Raw genomic sequence first — 25,131 nt, 5'->3', positions numbered from 1 at the left:
GGCGGACCGATCAAGCGGAGCCCGGAGAACTGGCTCCGCCAGGCTCCTGGGCTCGCCCCCTTGAGGGGGCCGGCGTGAGCCGGTAGGGGGTGGGCCTTACTTCGTCGGGGGGACGAAACCGGCGGCTTTGTAGGCGGCCTCGACGGTGGCCTTGCCCACGCGCGACTCCATCTCCTTGTGGACCGGCATCAACGCCAGCTTCCACTCGTTCACTTCCGCCGGCGTCAGCGTGTAGATGGTCGTCTTGCCGCTGGCCTTGATCTTCTCGAAGGCCTGCTGGTTCTCGGTCTGCGCGATCGCGTTGGCGTAGGTGGTCGCGTCCTTGACGCTGCTGTCGACCACGGCCTTCAGGTCGGCCGGCAGGCCGTCGTAGAACTTCTTGTTGATGATCAGCGCATAGGCCAGATGGCCGTGGTTGCTGATCGTCGTGTGCTTCTGCACCTCGTAGGTCTTCTGGGTGTAGAAGTTGGACGGCACGCCTTCGGTGCCGTCGACCACGCCGGACTGCAGCGCCTGGTACAGCTCGGAGAAGGCCATCACCTGCGGGATCGCGCCCAGCGCGCGCATCTGCGCGTCCAGCACCTTGGAGGACTGGATGCGCATCTTCAGGCCCTTGAAGTCCGCCACATGGTGCAGCGGCTTGTTGGCGCTCATGATGTGGAAGCCGTTGTCCCAGAAGGCCAGGCCCTTGATGCCCTTGGGCTCGAGCTTCTTGAACAGCTCCATGCCCAGCGTGTTGGTCGTGTTGCGGAACGACGCGTCGTCCTTGAACAGGAAGGGCAGGTCGAAGACCTCGAACTCCTTGACGCCCAGCGGGCCGAACTTGGCCAGCGACGGGGCCAGCATCTGGACCGAACCCAGCTGCAGCGCCTCGAGCTCTTCCTTGTCCTTGTAGAGCTGGCTGTTGGGGTAGACCTCGACCTTCAGCCGGCCCTTGCTGCGCTCCTCGGCGAGTTCCTTGAAGCGCTGCGCGCCCTTGCCCTTGGGGGTGTCGGGGGCGACGACGTGGCTCAGCTTGATCACGATCGGCGCCTGGGCGAAGGCGGTCGCGGCGGTGCCGAGGCCGGTACACAGGCCGACGGTGGCGAGGGCGGCCGACAGCAGCAGGCGGCGGGGGAAATTGGCGGACATGCGGTCTCCTGGTGTTCTTCGGAATCCGCCGACCAGGTGCAGTGACGAAGGCGCAGTGACGACCTGTCGCGGAATGTGGCGGATTGTGGAAATCCGGTCCCCGCGCCGCCAGTTGTGGACTTCCACATTGGGGAAACACGCAGCGCACAGGGCCCGGCGTGCGCTCTGCGCAGCGCCTAGACTGCCGCCATGGCCGTGTCCCGACGTCTCCTCCAGCTGTTCAAACGCGCGAGCTGGGCCCTGCCGCTGCTGCTGGCGGTGGCCTTCGCCGCGTCGGTCGGCGTGTGGCTGCGCCTGAGCGACATGCGCGACCTGGAGGAGGAACGGCTCACGCTGATCGCCGATTCGCTGTCGCTGGAGGCGCGCATCTCCGACTGGCTCAATGCGGAGCACGCGGCGGTGGACCGGCTCGCGCAGCAGCTGCCGGGCAACGTCGACGACCACATGCTGCTGAACCATCGCGCGGTCGCCGAAGGCCTGAGGCGGCTGTGGGTCAGCGTCACGGTGCTGGACGGCAACAACCGCGTCATCGCGCATGTGCCGCAGCAGATGCCGCAGGCGGTGGCGCCGTCGAGGGAGCGCAGTGGCGTGAGCCTGGACGAAGGCGGCCTGACCGCGCACTGGAGCTCGCCGCGGCCGCAGGGCGGCCGGCTGGTCGTGCGCTTCGCGCCGAGCGCGCTGCTGCGGCAGACGCTGCCGTGGTGGCTCTCGCAGAAATACGACGTGCGGCTGGTCGATGGACTCGGGCAGCGGCTCGCGCAGACGGGCGACGCGCTCGCGCTGCCCGACACGCAGAGCTACCGCGTCAGCGTCGATCCGGCGATGCGCGAGACCTGGCTCGAGCTCAACACCCCGCGTGCCGCATCGCCCGTGGTGGTACACGCTGGCGGCGGGGTTGATGGGCGTGTTCCTGCTGCTGTCGGCGCTGGCCAGCGGGATGCTGCGCCGGCAGATGCGCGAGGTGCGGCGCGCCGAAGGCGAGGCGCGCACCGAAGCGGCGTGGCGCCGCGCGGTCGAGGATTCGTTGACGGTGGGCCTGCGCGGTCGCGATCTGGATGGCCGGGTGACGCATCTGAACCGCGCGTTCTGCGATCTGGTGGGCTACAGCGCCGAGGAGCTGCTCGGCAGCCTGCCGCCGATGCCGTACTGGCTGCCCGACGAGATGGAAGACAGCCTGCGCCGCCACCAGCGCAACATGGCCGGCGGCGCGCCTCGCGAGGGCTACGAGGCGCGCTGGATGCACCGCGAGGGCCACGTGCTGGACGTGATGATCTTCGAGGCGCCGCTGGTGGACGCGAACGGCGTGCAGATCGGCTGGATGGGGTCGATCGTCGACATCAGCGCGCGCAAGCAGACGGAAGAGCGCGACCGGCGTCGCACCGAGGCGCTCGCGCATCAGGCGCGGCTGAGCACGCTGGGCGAGGTGGCATCGGCGCTGGCGCATCAGCTGAACCAGCCGCTGGCGGCGATCGCCGGCTACAACGCCGGGGCCTTGCGCTCGCTGGAGCGCGCCGGCCAGGCCGACGAGATCGTGCTGGAGGCGCTGCGACGGCTCGGCGAGCAGGCGCAGGAGGCGGGGCGCATCGTGCAGCGCATCCGTGCCTTCGTGACCAGGCGCGCGCCGCAGCCGGAGCGCTGCGCGGTGCCGGACCTCGCGGCGCGGGTGCTGGCGCTGCTCAAGCGCGACCTGCGCGGCGTGCTCATCGATGTGACGATGCCGCCCGGTCTGCCGGACGTGCAGGCCGACGCGGTGCTGATCGAGCAGGTGCTGATCAACCTGGTCCGCAATGCGCTCGACGAGTTGCACGGCCGGCCGGGCGCGCAGGTGCGCATCGCCGCGCAGCGCGTCGGCGAGCGCTTCGTGCGGGTCGATGTCGACGACAACGGCCCCGGTCTCCAGGGGCGCGGCATCGATCAACTGACGACCGCGTTCTATTCGACGAAGTCCGAGGGCATGGGCATGGGATTGGCGATCTGCCGTTCGGTGATCGAGGCGCACCACGGCGGCATGGAAGCCGGCGCGAGCGCGCTCGGCGGCGCGAGGATCAGCTTCACGCTGCCGCTGTGCCCGGGGCAGGGCGCGTGCGACGGCAGCGAGATCGCCGACGGCAGCGGCGCCGGCATGGGTGTTGGCGCTGACATTGACCGCGGCATCGGACAACACAAGGAGGGCGCGCGATGAGCGACCCACAGGCGACGGTCCACCTGGTGGACGACGAGGCGGCGGTGCGCGACGCGCTGGCCTTCCTGATGCGCACGCACGGGTTGCGGGTGGAGCCGCATGCGAGCGGCCCGGCGTTGTTCGAGGCGCTCGATCGCGCGATCGAGCCGCACGGCTGCATCGTGCTGGACGTCCGGATGGAGCCGCTGTCCGGCCTTCAGGTGCACGATGAGCTGATCGCGCGCGGCGTGCCGCTGCCGGTGATCTTCCTGAGCGGTCACGGCGACATTCCGATGGCGGTGGACGCGATGCAGAAGGGCGCGCTCGACTTCGTCGAGAAGCCGTTCAACGACCAGGCGCTGGTCAACAAGGTGCAGCGCGCGATCGCGACGGACATCCATCGCTGGCGCGAGTCCCGCGTCCACGCGGACGTGGCCGGCAAGCTCGCCAGCCTGACCGACCGCGAACGCGAGGTCGCGGTGCTGGTGGCGGCCGGCAAGCTCAACAAGCAGGTCGCCGACGAACTGGGCATCGCGATCCGCACGGTGGAGGTCCACCGCGCGAGAGCATTCACGAAGCTCGGCCTGCGCTCCGCGGCGGAGCTGGCGACGATGCTGGAGCGGTTTGAGTTGAAAGGCGGTTCAGGCCGCCCGGATCACCAGTGACACGTTGCTGCCACCGAACGCGAACGAGTTACTGACCATGGCCTTCGACGGATCGAAGGCTCGCGGTTCGCGGATCACGTCGGCGACTTCCTCGAGCACGCTCGTGCTGACGTGCGCGCTCGGCGGGAGCTGACCGCGACGCATCGCCTGGACGCAGGCGACCAGTTCCAGCGCACCGCCGGCACCGATCAGGTGGCCGTGCAGCGCCTTGGTCGCGCTGACCGGCACGCCGCGCACGCCGAAGACGCGTGCCAGCGACTCGGCCTCGACCGTGTCGCCGACGTCCGTCGCCGTGCCGTGCGCATTCACGTAACCGACCTGCGAGGCCTCGATCCCCGCATCGGCCAGCGCGGCGCGCAGCGCGCGCTCCTGGCCGTCGGCGTCGGGCCGCGACAGGTGGACCGCGTCGACGCTATGCCCGTAGCCGGCCAGCACGGCAAGCGCCGACGCGCCGCGTGCGCGGGCGTGGCTCGCCGTCTCCAGCACCAGCGCCGCCGCGCCCTCGCCCAGCACCAGGCCCTTGCGCGCATCGTCGAACGGCCGGCAACTGCGCGACGGATCCTCCGGATCCGCCGGCGCCATCACGCCCATCGCCTGCCACGCGGCCACCGAGCCCGGGTTCAGCATCGCCTCCGAGCCCCCCACCAGCGCCACATCCGCGCGGCCCTGGCGCAGCAGCATCAGCGCCTCGCCGATCGCCTGCGCCGACGAGGCGCAGGCGTTGGAGATCGTCAGCATCGCCGCCTTCAGCCCGTACTTCATCGCCAGGTGCGACGCGGCCGAGTTGCTCATCACCCGCACCACCGTGTACGGATGGATGCGCGGCGTCTCCTTCGTCAGGTGCTCGGCGTACGACTGCTGCAGCGCGTTCGACCCGCCCAGGCCCGTGCCCCAGGCCACCGCCGCCCTCTCCGGCGTCGCCGACGTCGCCGGCAGGCCGGACTGCGTCCAGGCCTCTCGCGCCGCGTGCAGCGCCATCAGGCTGTGCCGGTCGTGCAGGTTGCGCTGCGCCGGCGGCATGTCCTGCCCCAGCGGCTGCGTCACCGCCGCCGCCGCGAACGGCGCCACGCCGCGCGTCGGTTCTCCCGGCTGCAGCGTGATCCCCGACCGCCCCTGCGCCAGCGCCTCCGCCAGCGAGTCCGCGTCCGGGCCGAGCGCGCTGCAGGCGCCGATGCCGGTGATCCATACCGCTTCCGGGCTCATGCCGGCACCGGCGCTCAGGCGGCGACGGCCGCGGGCGTGCCGGCGGCCTTGGCGGCCAGCTGCGCGTCCACGATCGCGGCCAGGCCGACGATCGTCGGCTGCTTCATCGCGGTGTCGTGGTCGATCTCGATGTGGAACTTATCCTCCACCGCGAACATGAAGTCGACCAGCATCAGCGAGTCCAGCCCCAGTTCGGCGAAGGTGACGTCGTCCTTCAGTCCGTCGTCGGTCATGCCCAGCTCGTGGCAGGCCAGTTGACGAAGTTGATCAAGCGTGTTGCTCATGGCGGTGGTCCTCGGTCGTGGTCAAAAGAAGCAGGGTGTTCGGGTAGTGCCTCGACCGGCACCATCCGCTGCAGGAACTGGCGCGCCGCCTGGGTGACGGCACCGCGTTCGTTGTCCAATGTCAACATGTGATAGCTGTGATGGAACCAATGCACCTCGGGCGTCGTGCCCAGGTGGCGCTGCAGGTCCAGCACCGAGCGGGGCCCGCTGACGTCGTCCTCGCTCGCATGCAGGACGACGGCGGGCGCGTCGATCTCGCCCAGCCGGCGGCGCACGAGGCGGATCATTCGCGAAGCCTGGTACAGGGACGCGGCCGGCAGCCGGTCCGCGCCGGCCGCGGAGACGTGGCTCGAATTCATCGCCTGGGCGACCCACTCGCGCAGCCGCTCGTTCTTGATGCCGTAGGGCGGCGTCTCGCGGAAGGACAGCCACTGGCGCAGCGGCGGCACGTAGGCCAGCGGCAGCAGGCGGCGCCACGGCGAGACGTTCCAGCCGTCGAAGTGCAGGCTGGTGGACAGCAGCATCAAGGCGGCCGCCGGTCGCTTCAGCGCCAGGGCCAGCGCCAGCACGGCGCCCATCGACAGGCCGCCGACGGCCACGCGGCTGTGCTTCGCGGCCAGCGCGTCGAAGTGCGCGGCGGCCAGGTCGACCCAGGCCTCGAAGGGCGGAACCGGACGACGTGCGGGTTGGTCGACCGCCGGCGCGCCGGCGGCCGGGGGCACGACGCCGTAGCCGTCCAGCGCGGGCGCTTCCACGACGTAGCCGGCGTCGCGCAGGGCGCGGGCCAGCGGCATCATCTCCAGCGGGTTGGCGCACAGGCCGTGCAGGAGCAGCACGGCGGGGCGCGGATCCGGTCGGGAAGGACCGTCGAGGGGGGCGGTGTTCGGCATGAGCGGCAGTCTGTCCAAGGTCGCTGTTGCGGACTTGACGCCAACCTGTCCGCAAGCTGTCAGTGCCGTTGCCCTCAGGTTTCTGACAGGTGGTCGATTGGCCGCCGCAAGGCTCTAGGCTTATGCTGCCGCTCCATGCGAATCCTCCTGGTCGAAGACGATGAGTTCCTGGCGGAGTCCACCGCCCGGGCCCTGCGCTCGCAGTCCTCGGGTCGTGGACGTGAGCGCCCGCGGCGAGCCCGTGCCGCTGTCGCTGCGCGAAGACCGTTACGACCTGCTCATCCTGGACATCGGCCTGGCCGGCATCGACGGTTTCGAGACGCTGCGGCGCGTGCGCGCCCAGGGCAGCACGACGCCGGTGCTGCTGCTGACGGCGCGCGACGCCGTCGAGGACCGCGTGCGCGGCCTGGAGGGCGGCGCCGACGACTACCTGGTCAAGCCCTTCGCGCTGAGCGAGCTGATCGCCCGGGCCCGTGCGCTGGTGCGCCGCAGCCAGGCCCGCACCGGCAACGAGCTGCGGCTCTCGTCGCTGCGGATGGACCTGGAGGCGCGCCGCGCCTACATCGCCGAGGAGCCGCTCGCGCTCTCCGCCCGCGAGTGGGACGTGCTGGGTTTCCTGCTGGCGCGTGCCGGCAAGGTGGTGGCGAAGGAGCAGATCGCCTCGGCCAGCAACGGCTGGGAGCAGGGCGTCAGCGACAACGCGATCGAGGTCTGCGTCTCGCGCCTGCGCGCCAAGATCGAGCCTGCCGGCCTGCAGCTGCGCACCGTGCGCGGCCTGGGTTATCTGCTGGAAGAGATGCCGCCCGCGCCGGCGGCCAAGGCCTGACCCCCGCGGCATGACCGAGTCGTCCCCGCCAGGTGGCGCCCCCCACCGGAAGCCGGCCCTCGGGAAGCCCCCGATCCGGCGGCGGCCGCACCTTCAGCCTCAAGCAGCGGCTGCTGATCTGGCTGATGTTCCCCGTGCTGGTCGCGGTGCCCGCGGCCGGCTTCATGCTGTACCGCGTCATGCACGACACGGCGATCTCCTGGCTCGACCAGGCGCTGGGCGACACCGCGCTCGCCGTGGCCAGCCTGCTGAGGGAGCGGGACGGGCAGGTCGTCGTCGACGTCTCGGGCCCGACCGATCGCGCGCTGCGCTTCGACCGGACCGACCGCGTCTACTACCTGGTGCTTGATCCGGCGGGCGAGGTGCTGCTCGGCGACGCGCAGCTCGCGCGGCTGAAGCTGCCCAAGCGCCAGCCCAACGAATGGTTCTTCACGCTGGCGACGCTGGACGGCGAATCGCTGCGCGCGGCGGCGCTCGGCGCCACCTGCGGCGATCGGCATGTCTGCCAGATCCTGGTCGCCGAGACGCTGAACAAGCGCGACGCGCTGCAGCAGCAGCTGCTGGTGGTCGTGGGCCTGCTGATCGGCGGCATGGCGGTGTTGCTGGCGGGCGCCGGCTGGTGGGCGACCTACCGGGGCCTCAGACCGCTGTCGCAGCTGAGCGCGGAGCTGGAGCAGCGCGACCTCGCGCGCCTGGAGCCGCTGCAGCACGACGTGCCGGGCGAACTGAAGCCGCTGATCGCGGCGTTCAACCGGCTCTTCGAGCGGCTGCGGCGGGCGTCGTCGGCGCAGCAGGACTTCCTGGCGAATGCGGCGCATCAGCTGCGCACGCCGCTGACGTCGCTGCGGACCGAGATCGACCTGGCGCTGCTGGAGCCGCACGATCCGCAGATGGAGCCGGTGCTGAAGCGGCTGCAGGGCTCGGTGGACCGCAGCGCGCGCCTGGCGACGCAGATGCTGTCGATCGCGCGCGCCGAGGCCGAGCCTGGCGGCCGCGAGCAGCCGCTGGACCTGCGCGACATCGCCGCGCAGGTGGCGGAGGACTCGGGTGCCGCGCGCGTTGCAGGCGGGCGCGGACCTCGAGTTCGAGCTCGAGAGCGCGCCGACGCTGGGCCAGAGCTTCCTGCTGCGGGAGCTGCTGGCCAACGTGCTGCACAACAGCCTGAACTACGCCGGGCCGAATCCGCGCATCACGGTGCGGACCGGCAGCGACGGCGACTGGGCCCGCATGGAGGTCGAGGACAACGGTCCCGGCATCCCGCCGCAGGACCGCGACCGCGCACTGCGCCGCTTCGAGCGCGGCAGCGAGTCCAAGGGGACGGGCAGCGGCCTGGGCCTGGCGATCGCGGTGGACATCGCGCAGCGGCACCGCGGGATGCTGGAGCTGCTCGACGCGACGACGGGGCAGGGGCTGCGGGTGCGGCTCAGCGTGCCGAGGTCGATGCCGGCGTCCTGACCTCCCGCCGGGGCACGTGCGGTTTACCGGGCACGGGCAACCGCAACACGGGAAATCGTCAGACGCCGGTCATGGGGTCGTCACCGCGCGTCGACACACTCGCAGGTGTCCTCCATCACTCTGCCTGCCCTTGGCCGCGCTTCCCCGTGAACACTGATCGCATCGACTTCCAGGCCGCTCATGGCCGTCATTTCTCTGCTGCACCCTGGGCGGGCTTCCTGACCCTCGGCTTGACCTTGACCCTGACCGCCTGCGGCGGCAGCGACAGCGGCAGCGAGCTTGAGCCCGGCGCCTGGACGACCGGTGACCTGCATGTGCACACCGTTCAATCGGACGACTCGCGGACGACGCAGACGCTGGACTTCGTGCTGGGCAAGGCCTTCACCACCTACGGGCTGGACTGGATGGCGGTCAGCAATCATCTGCGCTCCTCCAAGTACGACAACGACGCCAAGCTCCTGCCGGCCCCCGTGGCCTTCGCCTACGGCATGGAGTCGTACGAGATGCCTCGCATCAAGGCGCTGCAGGCCTCCGGCAGCTACGACAAGAAGCTGATCTTCTCCGGTTTCGAGTGGGACACGCCCACCCATGACCACATCGGTGTCGGCATCTTCGAAGGGGGTTCGACGTTGGGCACCTCCGTCAGCGCCACGAAGGAGTTCCAGTACGTCTTCACCACCGGCGACGAGTCGCTGTTCAAGGCGGAAGACGTGACCCGCTGGAAAGCCAAGTACAGCCAGCGCGCCAACACCACCGCCGCCGACGCGCTCGAGGGCATCGCCTGGCTGAAGGACAACTACCCCGACACGAGCTACGCCGTCATCAACCACCCGTCGCGCAATCCCGGCAAGTACACGATCGCCGACTTCCGGCAGATGAACGACCTGGCGCCGAAGATCGTCTTCGCGATCGAAGGCATGGTGGGCAACCAGATGGAGCCCAACCGCGGGGGATACACCTCGGCTTACGTGGACGCGAACAAGCCCAACCGCACGTACGGCGGCACCGACTATGTCGTCGCGCAGCTCGGCGGTGTGTGGGATGCGCTGCTCGGCGAGGGCCGGCGCATCTGGAACGTCGCGGACTCCGATTCTCATTTCGAGATCGATGCCGCCGGCAACAGCAGCGGGTACTACCCGGGCGAGTACGCGAAGAACCATGTGTGGCAGCCCGAGGGCAGCACCGGCGTTGCCGGTCTGCTGAGCAGCCTGCGCGCGGGACGCAGCTTCGGCGTGTTCGGCGACCTGATCCAGGCGCTGGACTTCACCGCCGCCGCCGGTGGGGGCAAGGCGGCCATGGGGCAGGAACTCGTCGCCGGCACGGGACAGACCGTCACGGTCACGATCCGCTTCAAGAGCCCGCCGGTGAACAACTATCAACGGCCGGTCAACAGCGGCAACCTCGGCAACATGGTGCCGAAGGTGCATCACGTCGACCTGATCGTCGGTGACGTCGGTGGCAAGGCCACGCCCGGAACGCCGGCCTACGACGTGGCGACGAACGCCTCGACCCGTGTCCTGAAGCGCTTCACCAGCGCCGACTGGACCTTGGGCACCGACGGCTACTACAGCATCACGACCACGCTGGTGGCCGGCAGGAACCAGTACCTCCGACTGCGCGGCACCAATCTGGCCGAGGACGTGCCCGGCCTGAGCGCCGGCGGCGAGCCGCTCGCCGACCAGCCGGTGAACACGACCGACAACGCCACGCGCCACGACCAGATCAACGACCGCAACTACGGCAACCTGTGGTTCTACTCGAACCCGATCTTCGTCAGCGTGAAGTGAGCGCGCCGGCGCGGGCGAGCCGCCCGCGCCGCTTGCCTTGCCGCTTGCCTGGCCGTTTGTCCCGCCGACGCCGCCCCAGCCCATCGACGGTCCCGTCGCGGCGTCCAGCTCCGGGGTGATGATCAGGCAGCACGGCTGCCCCAGGTACTCGAGCGACACCGCGTTCACCACGGCGGGGTGGGTGTCGCCGCTGGCATATCCTCCCGTGGACCTGGCCGTCCCTCGCCAGCCTGGATTCGCATCGCCATGACCATCCGCATCGTCCAACTCGGCGTCACACCGCGTCTGCCTGATGAAGGCCCTCGTCTTGGCACCGTTCGCCGCCCTCCGCGCGGGGTCCGCAAGGAGGACTACGGGCGTCTGGACTACTACGACAGCTGGCTGCCGCTGCTGTCGCCCAGTGTGGAGCTGATGGCCCAAGGTCGGGCCGCCGAGGACGACAAGCAGTGGAACGCCTTCGCTCGTGCGTATCGCAAGGAGATGAGCGAATCCGCGCCGTCGCAGATGCTGGACACGCTGGCGGCACTGTCGCACTCGTCCAATCTGTCGATGGGCTGCTATTGCGACAACCCGCTGCGCTGCCATCGCAGCCTGCTCACGCAGTTGCTGACGGAGCGCGGCGCCGCATTGAGCAGCGAGTGAGGTCAGCGGGCTGACTCGAACGCGATCGCGTCGAACATCCGCTGCAGCTTGTCGACGCGTGTCGGCGCGAGGAACTGTCTGGCCCACGCGAGTCGCCCCATCAACGGCGAGCGGAGCGCCGGGTCGACGGCGGCAAGCGCGCCCAGCCGATGCAGCTCGGCCTTCAAGCGATCGAAGTCCTCGCGCGCGAGGTTCGGCTTCGCATTGACGACGACGCCGGTCACCTGCTGCCGGCCGCCCGAGGGCATCGCACGCGTCTTGTCGCGGCGCAGTCGGAAGCCCTCGTCTTCGACGATCGCCTGGACCCAGGCGCGGAACTCACGCTGGTCCCGGCGCAGCGTGGCAGGGCCCGAGAACACCAGGTCGTCCGCGTACCGCGAGTAACGCGCGCCGAAGCGATGAGCGAGCCCGTCGAGTCGCAGGTCGAGCGGGAACGCACACAGATTCGCGAGGGCGGGCGACGTCGGCGCCCCTTGCGGCAGATGCGGCGAGGCGAGCCGCTTCGCGCCGTCGAAGTCGATCGATCCGTCCTCGCGCAGGCGCTCTCGAACCGGCGCCGGCGTGCGCGCGGTGCAGAGCGTCGTCAGCCGCTCGACGACGGCGTCGGAGAAGCCCAGCGTCCGGAACGTGGCCGCGATCCGTGCGCGTCCGATGCTGGGAAAGAAGTCGCGCAGGTCGAAGCGGATGACGAAGTCCTGCCCGACGTGGACCGCCGCATTCGTCGCGACATTGCGGCCCGGCACGAATCCGTGGGCAGCCTCGTGACACGGCAGCGTGTTCAACAGGCCGTCGAGCAGACGGCGTTGGACGGCCTTCAGGCGCGGCAGCGGTGCTTCGATCAGGCGCAGGCCGCCGCGGCGCTTCGGAACGAGCAGGCAGCGGTAGTGCGGTGTCGGCACCACATGCGGTCGCTGAGGCGTGGCGACCGCCTCGCGGTAGTGACGCGCGGGACCGGCGAAGTGGTCGAGCTCGTCCAGCGTCAGTCCCAGCCATGTGGCGAGGTGGGCCTCCGTCGGCCAGTCCGGCAGCACCAGCTGCGCCAGCGCGAAGGGCAGCGGCCGCATCCGCGAGGGTCGCAGCAGCAGGCGGCGCACGATCGGTCGAGGGAAACGTTCGAGATCGAAGCCTTCATGGAAGGCCCCGATCTCCAGCAGCGCGTCGGCGAGGCTGCCGACCGAGTGCGACCGCCACACCGGCGTCGTCCATCGCGCGAGCGCGACGCACAGCGGTTTCAACCAGGGCCGCGCTTCAGCGCCCAGGCATTGCTCGGCGCGCGCCTGCAGCGCGTCGGCCTCGCGGGCGCGCGGCGACTCGTCGTCCGCCTGCAGCGCGCGGGCGAGCGCCAGCGCGATCCAGCGGGGATAGGTCAACGGCGCGGCAGCGGTCATCGGTGGCGAGGCGGTCCTTGTCGCCGCCGCGATCGCGGCGACGGGGGCAACAGGTGACCCCCGGAGGCGCCGCCAACTGGCCGGTCTCGACCGATACAGCTCCGCGCGGCAGCGCGGCTGAGTATCGGCGCCGGATGACTGACTGTGGAAAGCGCCGCGGGGAATCCCCGCAGCCGGAGGCGCGAACGCTTCCGAAGGCTTGGCGGCGACCGGAGGTCGGCGGCGATTATGGGCGCGAGCCGTGACGCCGCTCAAGCGGCGTCGGGCCGGCGTGAAGACTCACGCCTCGACCGCGACCCTCAAGCCGCGCTCAGCACCGCCTGCTTCGACGCATTCGCCTGCAGCGGGATGTATTCCGCGTCCGATTCGGTGCGCTTGGCCTCGCAGCTCGCGACCAGCTGCTTCTGCCATTGCGAATGGCGCTCGAACAGCTCCGCGATCCAGTCGACGAACACCCGCAGCTTGGTGCTCAGGTGCCGGTTCGGCGGGTACACGACGTACAGCGGCAGCGGATCCGATTCCCAGTCGCAGAGGAAGGGCACCAGCTCGCCCGAGTCGATGTGCGGCTTGATCATGAAGTACGGCGCCTGGATCACGCCCAGCCCCGTCAGGCCCGCCGTCATGTACGCGTTGCCGTCGTTGACCGAGACCTTGTAGTGGCCATAGATCTCGTAGCGCTGGCCGTTCTTGCTGTAGTCGAACGGGAAACGCTTGCCGGTGCGCGTCGAGAAATAGCTGACCACGTGATGCTGGTCCGACTCCAGGTCCAGCGGATGCTGCGGCAGCCCATGCTGCTGGATGTAGGCCGGCGACGCGCAGCAGCCGTAGCCCCAGTCGCCGATGCGGCGCGCGACGAGTGACTGGTCGGTGATCTCGCCGCCGCGCACGACGCAGTCGACGTTGTCGCCGATCAGGTCCACCGGCCGGTCCGACACGCCGAGGTCGATCTGAATGTCCGGATGTCTTGCATAGAACTCCGGAAGTGCGGGAATCAGCAGCAGGCGCGCCACGGACGAGGCCACGTCCACGCGGATCCGCCCCTTCGGCGCCGCGCGCGCATGCGACACGGAGCCCTCGAGCTCCTCGATGTCCGACAGCAGCCGCGTCACCCGCTCGTAATACGCGGCGCCGTCCGGCGTCACGCTGACGCGCCGCGTCGTGCGGTTCAGCAGCTTGACCTTGAGGTGGTCCTCCAGCGACTGGATCAACCGCGTCACCGCGGTCTTGGGCAGGTCCAGCGATTCCGCCGCCCGCGTGAACGTCCCGGCTTCCACGACGCGCGCGAAAGCTTGCATGGCATTGAGCTTGTCCATCCGTGACCCCTTCTCACCCTGACTGCTGCGGCTGCTCGCCGCCACTGCTATCGACACCACGGCGCGTCTGCGCGCGCGCGAGGTCGCCATCGTGCCCGATCGATTGTTTCGTCGATGAAACGCTGATGCGCGTCCCGGGCTGTTTATCGGACGGCGTCCATTGTCTAAATTTCGCTGCATTGCAACATGAACCGGCCTGCCCCCACGCGGAGCAGGCCTTTGGCCCTGCCATGGATGCGCTGCCGCTGACCTCCTGCCACGACGACCTCCTGCCCGCCGGCGACGGCGTGGTGCCGGTGCGCGTGTACAAGGGCGCGGCTCGCCGCAAGGATGCGCCGGTCGTCATGCACCTGCACGGCGGCGCCTTCACCGAGGGGGGCCTGGACAGCGGCGAACTGGTCTCGCGGCTGCTGGCGGACGCGGGCGCCGTGGTCGTCGACGTGGACTACCCGACCGGCCAGGAATACGTGTTCCCGACCGCGCTGAAGACGCTGGATGCGTTGCTGGCGGGCCTGCACAAGGCGCGGACCCGGCTCTCGGGCAAGGGCGCGCCGCTGGTCGTCGCCGGTGAAGAGGCGGGCGGCAACCTCGCCGCCGCGCTGGCGCTGATGGCGCGCGACCAGGGCCACCGCAAGCTCTCCGGCCAGATCCTCATCGGGCCGATGCTCAACCCGTGCATGGGCACCGCCTCGCTGCGCCAGGCCGACGCCGGTTACGGCGAATGCCGATGGATGCACGGCTGGCGCGCCTACCTCGGCGAATGCGAGGACGGCGACCATCCCTACGCCGCGCCGGCCAACACCGGCCGCCTCGCGGGCCTGGTGCCGGCGCTGGTCGTCAGCGCCGACGACGACCCGATGCGCGACGAGGCGCTGGCCTATGCCCGCGCGATGAAGCGCGCCGGCGTCGACGTGCAGCAGGCGCTGATCGCCGGCCCCAGCGGCTGGCCCTGCAGCCTGATGAAGCTGCCCTCGCTGTCCGCCCTCCAGCTGCCGTGGGCGAGCGCCCTGCGCCAGAAGCTGGCCGATTTCCTGTCCCTGATCCCACCGGCCGGCAAACCCCGGCTGCAACCCGCCTGACCCCAAGAGCCCTCAAAGAACTCCCAACGTCTACCCCCGTCACCGGAGCACCCACCATGAACAAGAAGATCTTTGCCACCTCGCTCACCGCCGTCGCCGCGGTCGTCGGGGCCCTCGTCGTCGGCCTGCACAGCCAGCAGGCGGTCGCGAATCAACCGTCGGGCGCGCCGCAGGCGATTCCCGTCTCCGTCGCCACCGTCGCGAGCCAGGAAGTGGCCGCGTGGGACGAGTTCTCGGGCCGCCTGGAGGCTGTCGAGCGCGTGGATGTCCGCGCCCGCGTCTCCGGTGCCGTGCAGTCGGTGCATTTCCGGGAAGGGGCGCTGGTGAAGTCCGGCGACCTGCTGATCACCATCGATCCCGCGCCCTACCAGGCCGAGGTCGATCGCGCCGAGGCGCAGGTGCTGGCCGCGCAGGCCCGCGTGACGTACTCGAAGGGCGAGCTGGAGCGCTCCACCCGCCTGTGGAGCGAGCGCGCCATCGCGCAGCGCGAGCTCGACGAGCGCAGCAACGCCTCCAATGAAGCCAACGCCAACCTGCGCGCTGCGCAGGCCGCGCTGCAGTCGGCCAAGCTGAACCTCGGCTACACGCAGGTTCGCGCGCCGGTGGCCGGCCGTGTCGGCAAGCTGGAAGTCACGCAGGGCAACCTCGTGGCCGCCGGTCCCGGCGCGCCGGTGCTGACGACGCTGGTCTCGGTCAGCCCGATCTACGCGAGCTTCGACGCCGACGAGGGCACCGTCGCCCGTGCGCTGAACGAGCTGCACGGCAACGCCAAGATCGCCGCCGGTGACCTGTCGAGCATCCCCGTGCAGATCGGCACCGCGGCCACCGCCGACACGCCCTTCAACGGCAAGCTGCAGCTGATCGACAACCAGGTCGACGCCCGCAGCGGCACGGTGCGCGTGCGCGCGGTGCTGGACAACAAGGACGGCGCGCTGATCCCGGGCCAGTTCGCACGCATCCGCCTGGGCCAGGCCAAGAAGAGCGCGGCCGTGCTCGTCAACGAGCGCGCGGTCGGCACCGACCAGAACAAGCGCTTCGTGATGGTGGTCGGCGCGGACAACACGCTGAGCTACCGCGAGGTGCTGCTGGGCGCCAACGTCGACGGCCTGCGTGTCGTGACGTCGGGCCTGAAGGCCAACGAGCGCGTGGTCGTCAACGGCCTGCAACGCGTGCGTCCTGGCGCGCTGGTCGCCCCGACCATCGTCCCGATGAACGCCAAGGCAGAAATCCAAGCCAAGGACGGCGCCCCCAAGGCGGACAAGACCTGACCTGAACCCGAAGGGACGGGCAAGACCCGTCCCCCTGGGGCTCCGGACAGCCTTCGGGGCGGCGCGACGCCGCCCCGCGGGGGACCCTTTGCCGTTTTATCCAGTCGACTTGAAAGACTGACATGAATCTCTCCAAATTCTTCATCGACCGCCCGATCTTCGCGGGCGTGCTGTCGGTGCTGATCTTCGTCTCCGGGCTGCTCGCCGTGCGCGTGCTGCCGATCTCGGAATACCCCGAAGTCGTGCCGCCGCAAGTGGTGGTGCGCGCGCAGTACCCCGGCGCGAACCCCAAGGTCATCGCGGAAGCCGTGGCCACGCCGCTCGAGGAATCGATCAACGGCGTCGAAGGCATGCTCTACATGGGCAGCCAGGCGACCACCGACGGCCTCATGACGCTGACGGTCACCTTCAAGCTGGGCACCGACCCGGACAAGGCCCAGCAGCTGGTGCAGAACCGCGTCTCACAAGCCGAGCCGCGCCTGCCCGAGGAGGTCCGCCGACTCGGCCTGACGACGGTCAAGAGCAGCCCCGACCTGACCATGGTCGTGCACTTGCTGTCGCCCAACGACCGCTACGACATGACCTACCTCCGCAACTACGCGGTGCTGAACGTCAAGGACCGCCTGGCGCGGATCCAGGGCGTGGGTCAGGTGCAGCTGTTCGGCTCGGGGGACTACTCGATGCGCATCTGGCTGGACCCGCAGAAGGTCGCCGAACATGGCCTGTCGGCCAGCGACGTCGTCCAGGCGATCCGCGAGCAGAACGTGCAGGCGGCCGCCGGTGTCGTCGGCGCTTCGCCGGGCCTGCAGGGCATCGACCTGCAGCTGCCGATCAACGCGCAAGGCCGTCTGAACAACGAGCAGGAATTCGGCGACATCATCGTCAAGTCCGGCGCCAACGGCCAGGTGACGCGTCTGCGCGACCTGGGCCGCATCGAGCTGGGCGCCGCGGAATACGCGCTGCGCTCGCTGCTGGACAACAAGTCCGCGGTGGCGATCCCGATCTTCCAGGCCCCGGGCTCGAACGCGATCGAGATCTCGAACAACGTCCGCGCCACGATGGCCGAGCTGAAGAAGGCCATGCCCGAAGGCGTGGACTACTCCATCGTCTACGACCCGACGCAGTTCGTGCGGGCGTCCATCGAGTCGGTGGTCCACACGCTGCTCGAAGCGGTGGCGCTGGTCGTGCTGGTCGTGATCCTGTTCCTGCAGACCTGGCGCGCGTCCATCATCCCGCTGCTGGCGGTGCCGGTGTCCATCATCGGCACCTTCGCGGTGATGCATCTCTTCGGTTTCTCGATCAACGCGCTGTCGCTGTTCGGCCTCGTGCTGGCGATCGGCATCGTGGTGGACGACGCGATCGTGGTCGTCGAGAACGTCGAACGCAACATCGAGGCGGGCCTGAGTCCGCGTGAAGCGACCTACCGCGCGATGCGCGAAGTGTCCGGCCCCATCATCGCGATCGCGCTGGTGCTGGTCGCGGTGTTCGTGCCGCTGGCCTTCATCACCGGCCTGACGGGCCAGTTCTACAAGCAGTTCGCGCTGACGATCGCGATGTCGACGGTGATCTCGGCGGTCAACTCGCTGACGCTGTCGCCCGCGCTGGCCGCGATGCTGCTCAAGGGCCACGATGCGCCCAAGGACTGGCTGACCCGCGCGATGGACAAGGTGCTGGGCCGCTTCTTCGGCGGTTTCAACAAGCTGTTCAACCGCGGCGCCAAGGCCTACAGCGGCGGCGTGACCAAGGCGATCTCCCGCAAGGTGATCATGCTGCTCATCTACGCCGGCCTGCTGGGCTTGACCGTGGGGCTGTTCAAGGCGGTGCCGAGCGGCTTCGTGCCGGGGCAGGACAAGCAGTACCTGATCGGCTTCGCGCAGCTGCCCGACGGCGCCACGCTGGACCGCACCGAAGACGTGATCCGCCGCATGAGCGAGATCGCGATGAAGACCCCCGGCGTCGAGCACGCCATCTCGTTCCCGGGTCTGTCGATCAACGGCTTCACCAACAGCTCGAACTCGGGCATCGTGTTCGCGTCCTTGAAGTCCTTCGACGAGCGCACCGGCAAGGGCCTGTCGGCCGGCGAGATCGCGGCCAAGATGAACGCCGACTTCGGTCAGCTCCAGGACGCCTTCGTCGTGATGTTCCCGCCCCCGCCGGTGCAAGGCCTGGGCACGACCGGCGGCTTCAAGTTCCAGTTGGAAGACCGCGGCGGCCTTGGCTACGAGGCGCTCGACCAGGCGGTCAAGGCCTTCATGGCCAAGGCCCAGAAGGCGCCGGAACTGGCGGGTCTGTTCAGCAGCTACCAGGTGAACGTGCCGCAGCTGTACGCCGACCTCGACCGCACCAAGGCGCGCCAGCTGGGCGTGGCGGTGACGGACGTGTTCGACACGATGCAGATCTACCTGGGCTCGCTGTACGTCAACGACTTCAACAAGTTCGGCCGCACCTACACGGTCCGCGTGCAGGCGGACGCCGCCTACCGCGCCCGTGCCGAGGACGTGGGCCTGCTGAAGGTGCGTTCGGCCTCGGGCGAGATGGTGCCGCTGTCGGCGCTGATGAAGGTCCAGCCGAGCTTCGGTCCGGAACGCGCGATGCGCTACAACGGTTTCCTGTCGGCCGACATCAACGGCGGCGCCGCACCGGGTTATTCGACCGGCCAGGCGCAGGACGCGGTCGAGCGCATTGCCGCGGAGACGCTGCCCCCGGGCATCAGCTACGAGTGGACCGAGCTGACCTACCAGGAGATCCTGGCCGGCAACTCCGGCGTGTGGGTCTTCCCGCTGGCCATCCTGCTGGTGTTCCTGGTGCTGGCCGCGCAGTACGAGAGCCTGTCGCTGCCGGTGGCGATCATCCTGATCGTGCCGATGGGGCTGATGGCCGCGATGACCGGCGTGTGGCTCAGCCACGGGGACAACAACGTCTTCACGCAGATCGGGTTGATCGTGCTGGTGGGCTTGTCGGCGAAGAACGCGATCCTGATCGTGGAGTTCGCCCGCGAGCTTGAATTCGCCGGCAGGACGCCGCTGCAGGCGGCCATCGAGGCGAGCCGGCTGCGTCTGCGTCCGATCCTGATGACGTCGATGGCGTTCGTGATGGGCGTGCTGCCGCTGGTGCTGGCCACGGGCGCGGGCGCCGAGATGCGCAACGCGATGGGCGTGGCGGTGTTCGCCGGGATGATCGGCGTGACGGCCTTCGGCCTGTTCCTGACGCCGGTGTTCTACGTGGTGGTGCGTCGCCTGACCGGCAACAAGCCGCTCAAGCAGCACGGCGAGGTGCCGCATGACGTCGAGGCCTTCGTGCAGCCCGAGCAGGGCGCGGGCCATGACTTCGGCCCGGGCGGCAATGCCCGTCCGCATCCCGCCGCGCCGCGCCACGAGCACGAGTAAAAGGATTCGATGCCATGAAAACCAAACTGATGATGACGACGCTGCTGGCGGCCCTGGTGCTGGCCGGTTGCGCGACACCGCCGCCGATCGACGAATCGCGCCTGCCGGCGACGCCGACGGCCTTCAAGTCGCAGGCGACCGCGACGGTCGGCGAGGCGCGCTGGGCGGTGGCCCCGCCGGCCGATGCCGAGCCGCGCGGCGACTGGTGGCTCGCATTCGGCGATGCGACGCTGAACGATCTGATCCGCCGCTCGCTGGTCAACAACAACGATCTGCAAGGCGCTGCGGCGCGACTGGCGCAGGCGCGGGCGCTGCTGCGCAGCACGAATGCGGATCGCCTGCCGCAGGTCGGCGCCAGCGCCGGCGCCGCGCCGCGGTACGGTGGCGGGCCAAGGCCCGGCCGCCACGACGGTCTACAACGCCGGTCTGGCGGCGAGCTGGGAAGTCGACCTGTCCGGTCGTCTCTCGGAAGCCACCCGCGCGGCTTCGCTGGACGCGCAATCGCGTGAAGCGCTGCTGCAGTCCACGCGGCTGATGGTGCAGGCGGACGTGGCGCAGACCTACCTGGCGCTGCGCTTCGCCGATCAGGAACGTCGCCTGGTGCGCGACACGGTCGCGGCCTACCGCGAGACCCTGGCGCTGACGCAACGTCGCTATCAAGCCGGCGACGTCGCCGAACTGGACCTGGCGCGCGTGCAGACGGAAGTCGCCGCGACCGAGGCCGAGGCGATCAGCCTCGACCGCCGCCGTGCCGAGCTGGAGAACGCGCTGTCGGTGCTGCTGGGCGAGCCGGCTTCGGGCTTCAAGGTGGCGGAAGACACGGCGCTCGCCCCGCTGCCGTCGATCCCCTCGGGTCTGCCGAGCACGGTGCTGGCGCGTCGCCCTGACGTGGCCGCGTCGCAGCGCAGCCTGCTGGCGGCACAGTCGCGGGTGGGCGTGGCGCAGGCCGCGTGGTTCCCGAGCCTGTCGCTGACGGCCAATGGCGGCTACGCGTCGCCGGAGCTGAGCGACGTCTTCCGCTGGTCGGCGCGCGCGTGGTCGGTCGATGCGCTGCTGTCGCTGCCGATCTTCGACGGCGGCCGCCGCAAGGCGGGCGTGGAGTCGGCGAAGGCGGGCCTGGACCTTGCGATGGCCAGCTACCGCCAGCAACTGCTGCAGGCGCTGCGCGAGGTCGAGGACTCGCTGGTCGGTCTGCAGACCTTGTCGCAGCAGGCGGAAGTGCAGGGCCAGGCGGTGCAGTCGTCGACGCGCGCGACGGCGCTGTCGGACTCGCGCTACCGCAATGGGCTGGTCAGCCAGCTCGACCTGCTCGACGCGCGCCGCAGCGAGCTGCGCAACCGCCGCGCGGCGCTGCAGGTGCAGGCCGCGCAGTACCAGGCGACGGTCGGACTCGTCCGCGCCCTGGGTGGCGGCTGGACGACGCCAGCCTGAGCCCCGGCCGGGCAAGACCCGGCCCCTTTCAAACGCGACCGGACCTTTACCGGTGCCCCTTTGGGCGTGCAGGAGTGCACGCCCTTTTTTTCGTTCGTGGCCTGCTCGGGCTTGAAGGGATGCGGCGCGCGACCCTGCCTAGAATCTCCGCAACCGAAAGGAAGCATGAAAACGGTCTGGATCATCGACGGCGCCTACCTGTTCAACGTGGGTCGCGGCCGTCCGTTCGATTACCTCAAGCTCAAGAACGAGCTTGTCCAGCGCAACGGTGGTCCGATCTACGAGAGCTACTACCTGAACTCCACGCGCGACCTGGCGACGGACCAGCAGAACGCGTTTCACACATGGCTCAAGGCGGCGCCGCCGCGCGGTCCGAAGATTCGGGTCCAGCTGTACGAGATGAAGAACCTGCATCTTCAATGCCCGGATTGCGGCGTGCAGTTCGACCGTGAAGTGCAGAAGGGCGTGGACGTCGCCATCGCCACGCTGCTGATCAAGCTCGCGGTGCAGAACGTCTATGACCGGCTGATCCTGTCGGCGGGCGACGGCGACTTTGAAGAGGCGATCTCCTACGTCAAGTCGGATCTCAAGAAGGAAATCTGGGTCAGTGGCCTGCAGGCCAATCTGTCGACCGACCTCCAGTCTTATGCGGACGAGGTCGTGTGGATGGACGATCTCTATCCGACCATCGCCAGGTGAGTCGTGACGGCGAAGCTCGAGCGTGAATGAATTGAGGGAAGAAGTTGACGCATAGCGACAACTATCGACCAAGGATCATTCAAAACGTGCCTCCGCGACCACCCGGTTGCTCGGAGCGATGCCCCCAAGCTTTTGCAACGAGTCCGCTAGTGCGATGACAAAAACCAGGCGTCTCCCGAAGCACTTCTGCAAACTCACCTCGTTGAGCGGCTTAGGTTCGATCGATACCTTGCATGGATGTCGATCCAGTCCTTCGCGTGTCGGGAAACCGAGCGACTTTTCACCATGGGGCGTACGACGCGCTTCGTGAATGTGAAGGCGTCTGCGGAACGGCGGTTGGCACAACTCGATGCGGCGCCGGCTGTAGAGTTCATGCGGCTGCCGCCGGGCAATGACATGAAGTGGTACGGCGGCGCTTGGCACGTCAGAATCAATGACCAATGGCGGTTGACGTTCAAATGGGGTACGGAAGGCCCGTTCGACGTCAAGATCGAGGATCCGCATTGAGCGATGTCGAACCAGACCAGGCTACACATCGACAGTGATCACGTCGAGCAAAGACGAACGAGGTAAGCAATGTTCAGGAACGGAATGCGCCCGATCCACCCCGGCGAAATCCTCCTCGAGGACTACATCAAGCCCATGGGCATCAACGTCCACGCGTTGTCGAAGGCCCTGCACGTGCCGTACTCGCGGCTGCGCGAGATCGTCGGCGGGCAACGCTCGGTGTCTCCCGACACGGCGTTGCGGCTGGAACGATACTTCGGCAGCGACGCGCAGGGCTGGTTGAATCTTCAATCCGCGTATGACCTGCGGCTGGCCGAGAAGGCTGCGGGTCGAATCATCAAACGCGAGATCCGCCCGATGGCTGTGGCGGTATGAGCCGACAGCCGCTCAGTAATGCCCGCCCGCCCGCCCGCGCCCGCAGCCGTCGCCAGCCGGCGCGCATGAGCTACGCACCGATATCCGCGAGCCGCAGCGCGATCACGAACGCCCCGCCGGCTCCTGCCGGTTACGGACGTTGCCCGTGTCCCTTTGGGCGAGCAGGGATGCGCGCCCATCTCCCATGACTCACAGCAGTTCCTGTCACTGCCATGGCCTTTTGCCGTAGGTCGGGATAGCTTCTCCGTCACTAGAGGCCATGGCCCGGCGTCAGCGCCACTGCCACCATTTGGGACCAAACACCAAAGACGGCCGTGGCCATGACGACTCGACAAATCTCAGGAAAGACGGAGATCAACGGGGAGGGGATCAAGAAGCACTTTCGGACGATCGATCCGTGGCGCGCGATCGCCGAGCTGGCTTGGAATGGCTTCGACGCCAAGGCGACCAATGTCGGCGTTCTGGTCGACGAGGGGCCGATGGGCGGCGCGACGCGAGTGGAGGTGTCCGATGACGGGGAAGGCATCGAGCTTGCGTCGCATGCCGAGACGTTTGGCCGTTTCAACGACTCCAGCAAGAAGGAGGACGTGACGACCCATGGCTTGCATGGCCGCGGCCGACTGTCCTTCCACAGGCTCGCCGAACGAGCTGTCTGGTGGACGAATGCCGCAGGGTCTGGGCCTGCGCGGATCGAGGTGCACGGCGCGACGCTCACGAACTATGAAGGCCAGCCAGTAGAGCAGACCGCTTTGCCCGCAGGGATGGACGTGGACAAGACCGGCACCGTCGCGGAACTGTTCAACCTGCATGCCTCGCTACCGACCACCGATGAATTTCACAAGCTGCTTTCCATCGAGTTCGGTTGGTTCCTTGCTCTCCACCCAGCGAAAAGGCTCCGACTCAATGGGACGGAGGTGGCCGTGCCGTCGCATGACCTCACGCAGCGCAAGTTCTCCATCGACGGCCACGACTTCGACGTGTCGGTCCTTCGCTGGGACCAGAAACCAGGCTCCGAGAAGTCCTTTGTCTACCTCTTGAACTCCTCAGGCAAGACGGTGGACAAGAGGTTGAGCCCGTTCAACCACAAGGGGAATTTTCACACCAGCATCTACATCGGCTCAAAGTGGGCTGATGACTTCAAGCCGAGCGGAGGTGATCTGGCGAACCCAGACGCGGCGGGCTACGAATCGGAGACATGGCGCAAGGTGGCGCGTGAACTCAACAGGATCACCAAGTCCGTCTATGAAAAGTTCCTGCGTGAGCGATTCGATCGCGAGATCGAGAGCTACGTTGCCGACGGTGTCTTCCCGGCGTACGAAGGGCTGCACGAGGACTACAAGCATTGGCGGCTCGAAAACACCAAGGGCATCTTGCGCGCCATCTACACGGCCGATCCGACGGCGTTGACATCGCTCAAGAGGAACTAGAAGAAGATCATCGTTCGTCTCCTCGACAAACTGGCGGTCTCCAACGAGAACGATGCGATCTTCGAGGTGCTCAACAGCGTGCTGGAGCTTGACGACGTCTCGACGAAGCTGCTCGCCAAGCAGCTCAAGAGCGTGTCGCTGCAAAGCGTCGTGTCAGCGATCGAAGTTCTCCGCCGCAGGCACGAGGTGGCCGACAAGCTGCGGACGCTGATGAACGACCATTACCTGGAGACGCTCGAGACGCCGGACTTGCAGGGCATCATCGAAGCCAACACCTGGTTGTTCGGCAGCTCCTACGAGACGCTTGGCGCCGAGGAGGACTCGTTCACCAAGATCGCCAAATCGCTGCGCGATGCGGTGAGGGGGATCGACGACGTTGGATTGGACGACCTGGATGCGACTGATCCCTCAGCCATCGATGGCGCGAGGAAGCAGGCGGACTTGTTTCTCGCCCGCAAAGTCCCACACCACGACTCGATGGGCCGGAAGATCTATCGTTGCATCGTGGTGGAGATCAAGCGTCCAGGCATCGCGCTCAACTACAAGCACCTCCAGCAACTGGATGGCTACGCACAGCTGATCAAGAAGCACGCGGAATTTGGCAGCGAAGTGATGCACTTCGAACTCATCCTGATCGGGCGCAAGATCTCCGAGGCGGATACGGAGATTCGGAGCCGGATGGAAGGGCAGGTTGCGAAGGGATTGCCCGGTCTGGTCAGCGACGAACGGCGCATGAAGCGTTTCGTGCTGAACTGGTACACCTTGCTGGACAACTTCCTGCTGACCAATCAAGCCATGATCGACGCACTGACATTGAAGCGCGAGTCGTTCGCCCACTCGTCACGACCGGAACTCGTCGCTGACATGCAGAAGCAGGCCGCCTAGCTGCGCATGAGCAACGCGGCCGGAGAGAGTCGTGAGACGCTCAGCAATGCCCACCCGCCCGCGCCCGCAAGCGGCGCCAGCCGGCGCGCATGAGCCACGTTCCCACGCCCGCGAGCAGCAGCACGATCACGAACGCGCCGCCGGCACCGGCCGGCGCGCCTGCGCCTTCCTCGGCGCCGATCAGCGGCTTGAGCGCGTTGTAGCCCGCCACCACCGCCGCGATCCACAGGACCGCTCCGCCCAGAAACTGCCCGAGGGCGACCAGCTTGTTCATCCCGTCACTCCGTCCACATCAGAAGCTGCCAAGCGTGCAGCCTAACGGGCCGGTC

Annotated in this window: 20 protein-coding genes and 2 pseudogenes; 15 read left to right on the top strand and 7 right to left on the bottom strand. The window is 68.4% G+C overall.

Annotated features, from left to right (window positions below; all coding sequences use genetic code 11):
* Positions 1 to 96: 96 nt before the first annotated feature.
* Positions 97 to 1,131, bottom strand: a complete 1,035-nt coding sequence (locus tag ACFJIX_RS03120) for a TRAP transporter substrate-binding protein (protein ID WP_377157686.1) — start codon at positions 1,129 to 1,131, stop codon at positions 97 to 99.
* Positions 1,132 to 1,987: 856 nt separating this feature from the next.
* Here ACFJIX_RS03120 and ACFJIX_RS03115 point away from each other — a divergent pair.
* Positions 1,988 to 3,313 (top strand): sensor histidine kinase, encoded by a 1,326-nt coding sequence (locus tag ACFJIX_RS03115; RefSeq protein ID WP_377157684.1) that lies wholly within the window; start codon positions 1,988 to 1,990, stop codon positions 3,311 to 3,313.
* Entirely contained in the window at positions 3,310 to 3,957 is a 648-nt protein-coding gene (locus tag ACFJIX_RS03110) for a response regulator transcription factor (protein WP_377157682.1), read from the top strand. Before ACFJIX_RS03115 ends, ACFJIX_RS03110 begins: the two co-directional genes overlap by 4 nt.
* On the opposite strand, the gene ACFJIX_RS03105 is transcribed toward ACFJIX_RS03110, so the two are convergent.
* From ACFJIX_RS03105 to ACFJIX_RS03095, 3 genes are read right to left on the bottom strand one after another with little or no spacing between them, the layout of a single operon-like run.
* Positions 3,934 to 5,160 (bottom strand): beta-ketoacyl-[acyl-carrier-protein] synthase family protein, encoded by a 1,227-nt coding sequence (locus tag ACFJIX_RS03105; RefSeq protein WP_377157681.1) that lies wholly within the window; start codon positions 5,158 to 5,160, stop codon positions 3,934 to 3,936. The two genes, ACFJIX_RS03110 and ACFJIX_RS03105, sit on opposite strands and share 24 nt — an antisense overlap.
* A 14-nt stretch (positions 5,161 to 5,174) precedes the next feature.
* The gene (locus ACFJIX_RS03100; RefSeq protein WP_377157679.1) at positions 5,175 to 5,444 is read right to left on the bottom strand and encodes an acyl carrier protein; all 270 of its coding nucleotides are present in this window, start codon (positions 5,442 to 5,444) and stop codon (positions 5,175 to 5,177) included.
* Entirely contained in the window at positions 5,441 to 6,334 is an 894-nt protein-coding gene (locus tag ACFJIX_RS03095) for an alpha/beta hydrolase (protein WP_377157677.1), read from the bottom strand. The genes ACFJIX_RS03100 and ACFJIX_RS03095 overlap by 4 nt, the downstream gene beginning before the upstream one ends.
* 220 nt (positions 6,335 to 6,554) lie before the next feature.
* On the opposite strand from ACFJIX_RS03095, the gene ACFJIX_RS03090 reads away from it, so the two are divergent.
* The 4 genes and pseudogenes from ACFJIX_RS03090 to ACFJIX_RS03075 all read left to right on the top strand — a co-directional run bounded on the left by ACFJIX_RS03090 (position 6,555) and on the right by ACFJIX_RS03075 (position 11,044).
* Entirely contained in the window at positions 6,555 to 7,160 is a 606-nt protein-coding gene (locus ACFJIX_RS03090; protein WP_377157675.1) for a response regulator, read from the top strand.
* Between the two features lie 125 nt (positions 7,161 to 7,285).
* Positions 7,286 to 8,131: pseudogene (locus ACFJIX_RS03085) on the top strand (sensor histidine kinase N-terminal domain-containing protein); the annotation flags it as partial.
* 76 nt (positions 8,132 to 8,207) lie between these two features.
* Positions 8,208 to 8,615 carry a sensor histidine kinase gene (locus ACFJIX_RS03080; RefSeq protein WP_377161578.1) on the top strand — a complete coding sequence of 136 codons (408 nt, stop codon included), beginning with the start codon at positions 8,208 to 8,210 and terminating at the stop codon, positions 8,613 to 8,615.
* A gap of 2,033 nt (positions 8,616 to 10,648) precedes the next feature.
* Positions 10,649 to 11,044, top strand: a complete 396-nt coding sequence (locus ACFJIX_RS03075) for a DUF488 domain-containing protein (protein ID WP_377157674.1) — start codon at positions 10,649 to 10,651, stop codon at positions 11,042 to 11,044.
* A 2-nt stretch (positions 11,045 to 11,046) separates the two neighbouring features.
* Here the strand turns inward: ACFJIX_RS03075 and ACFJIX_RS03070 are convergent, their stop codons facing one another.
* Both ACFJIX_RS03070 and ACFJIX_RS03065 read right to left on the bottom strand, forming a co-directional pair.
* Positions 11,047 to 12,432, bottom strand: a complete 1,386-nt coding sequence (locus ACFJIX_RS03070) for a reverse transcriptase family protein (protein ID WP_377157673.1) — start codon at positions 12,430 to 12,432, stop codon at positions 11,047 to 11,049.
* Positions 12,433 to 12,731: 299 nt separating this feature from the next.
* Positions 12,732 to 13,727, bottom strand: a complete 996-nt coding sequence (locus ACFJIX_RS03065; protein ID WP_377157672.1) for a LysR family transcriptional regulator — start codon at positions 13,725 to 13,727, stop codon at positions 12,732 to 12,734.
* A 248-nt stretch (positions 13,728 to 13,975) separates the two neighbouring features.
* On the opposite strand from ACFJIX_RS03065, the gene ACFJIX_RS03060 reads away from it, so the two are divergent.
* The 9 genes and pseudogenes from ACFJIX_RS03060 to ACFJIX_RS03020 all read left to right on the top strand — a co-directional run bounded on the left by ACFJIX_RS03060 (position 13,976) and on the right by ACFJIX_RS03020 (position 24,802).
* Entirely contained in the window at positions 13,976 to 14,824 is an 849-nt protein-coding gene (locus ACFJIX_RS03060) for an alpha/beta hydrolase fold domain-containing protein (RefSeq protein ID WP_377157670.1), read from the top strand.
* Between the two features lie 56 nt (positions 14,825 to 14,880).
* Positions 14,881 to 16,092, top strand: coding sequence for an efflux RND transporter periplasmic adaptor subunit (locus ACFJIX_RS03055; RefSeq protein ID WP_377157669.1), 1,212 nt, complete (start codon positions 14,881 to 14,883; stop codon positions 16,090 to 16,092).
* A 122-nt stretch (positions 16,093 to 16,214) separates the two neighbouring features.
* The gene (locus tag ACFJIX_RS03050; protein WP_377157667.1) at positions 16,215 to 19,478 is read left to right on the top strand and encodes an efflux RND transporter permease subunit; all 3,264 of its coding nucleotides are present in this window, start codon (positions 16,215 to 16,217) and stop codon (positions 19,476 to 19,478) included.
* 14 nt (positions 19,479 to 19,492) lie between these two features.
* Positions 19,493 to 20,909 (top strand): annotated as a pseudogene (locus ACFJIX_RS03045) (efflux transporter outer membrane subunit).
* A 165-nt stretch (positions 20,910 to 21,074) separates the two neighbouring features.
* Positions 21,075 to 21,608 carry an NYN domain-containing protein gene (locus ACFJIX_RS03040; protein ID WP_377157666.1) on the top strand — a complete coding sequence of 178 codons (534 nt, stop codon included), beginning with the start codon at positions 21,075 to 21,077 and terminating at the stop codon, positions 21,606 to 21,608.
* Positions 21,609 to 21,845: 237 nt separating this feature from the next.
* Positions 21,846 to 22,115, top strand: coding sequence for a type II toxin-antitoxin system RelE/ParE family toxin (locus ACFJIX_RS03035; protein WP_377157665.1), 270 nt, complete (start codon positions 21,846 to 21,848; stop codon positions 22,113 to 22,115).
* 84 nt (positions 22,116 to 22,199) lie between these two features.
* A complete protein-coding gene (locus ACFJIX_RS03030) occupies positions 22,200 to 22,490 on the top strand; it encodes a HigA family addiction module antitoxin (protein WP_377157664.1) in 291 nt (96 codons plus the stop codon).
* A 320-nt stretch (positions 22,491 to 22,810) separates the two neighbouring features.
* Complete coding sequence (locus tag ACFJIX_RS03025) at positions 22,811 to 23,917, top strand: ATP-binding protein (protein ID WP_377161576.1); 1,107 nt, start codon at positions 22,811 to 22,813, stop codon at positions 23,915 to 23,917.
* 66 nt (positions 23,918 to 23,983) lie between these two features.
* Positions 23,984 to 24,802: a hypothetical protein gene (locus ACFJIX_RS03020; RefSeq protein ID WP_377157662.1), complete on the top strand. Its 819-nt coding sequence runs from the start codon at positions 23,984 to 23,986 to the stop codon at positions 24,800 to 24,802.
* Positions 24,803 to 24,842: 40 nt separating this feature from the next.
* On the opposite strand, the gene ACFJIX_RS03015 is transcribed toward ACFJIX_RS03020, so the two are convergent.
* Positions 24,843 to 25,076: a hypothetical protein gene (locus tag ACFJIX_RS03015; RefSeq protein ID WP_377157660.1), complete on the bottom strand. Its 234-nt coding sequence runs from the start codon at positions 25,074 to 25,076 to the stop codon at positions 24,843 to 24,845.
* Positions 25,077 to 25,131 lie beyond the last annotated feature (55 nt).

This window comes from Roseateles sp. UC29_93, assembly GCF_042695725.1.
GTDB lineage: Bacteria > Pseudomonadota > Gammaproteobacteria > Burkholderiales > Burkholderiaceae_C > Roseateles > Roseateles noduli_A.
This window is presented reverse-complemented; position numbering and strand designations above follow the sequence as displayed.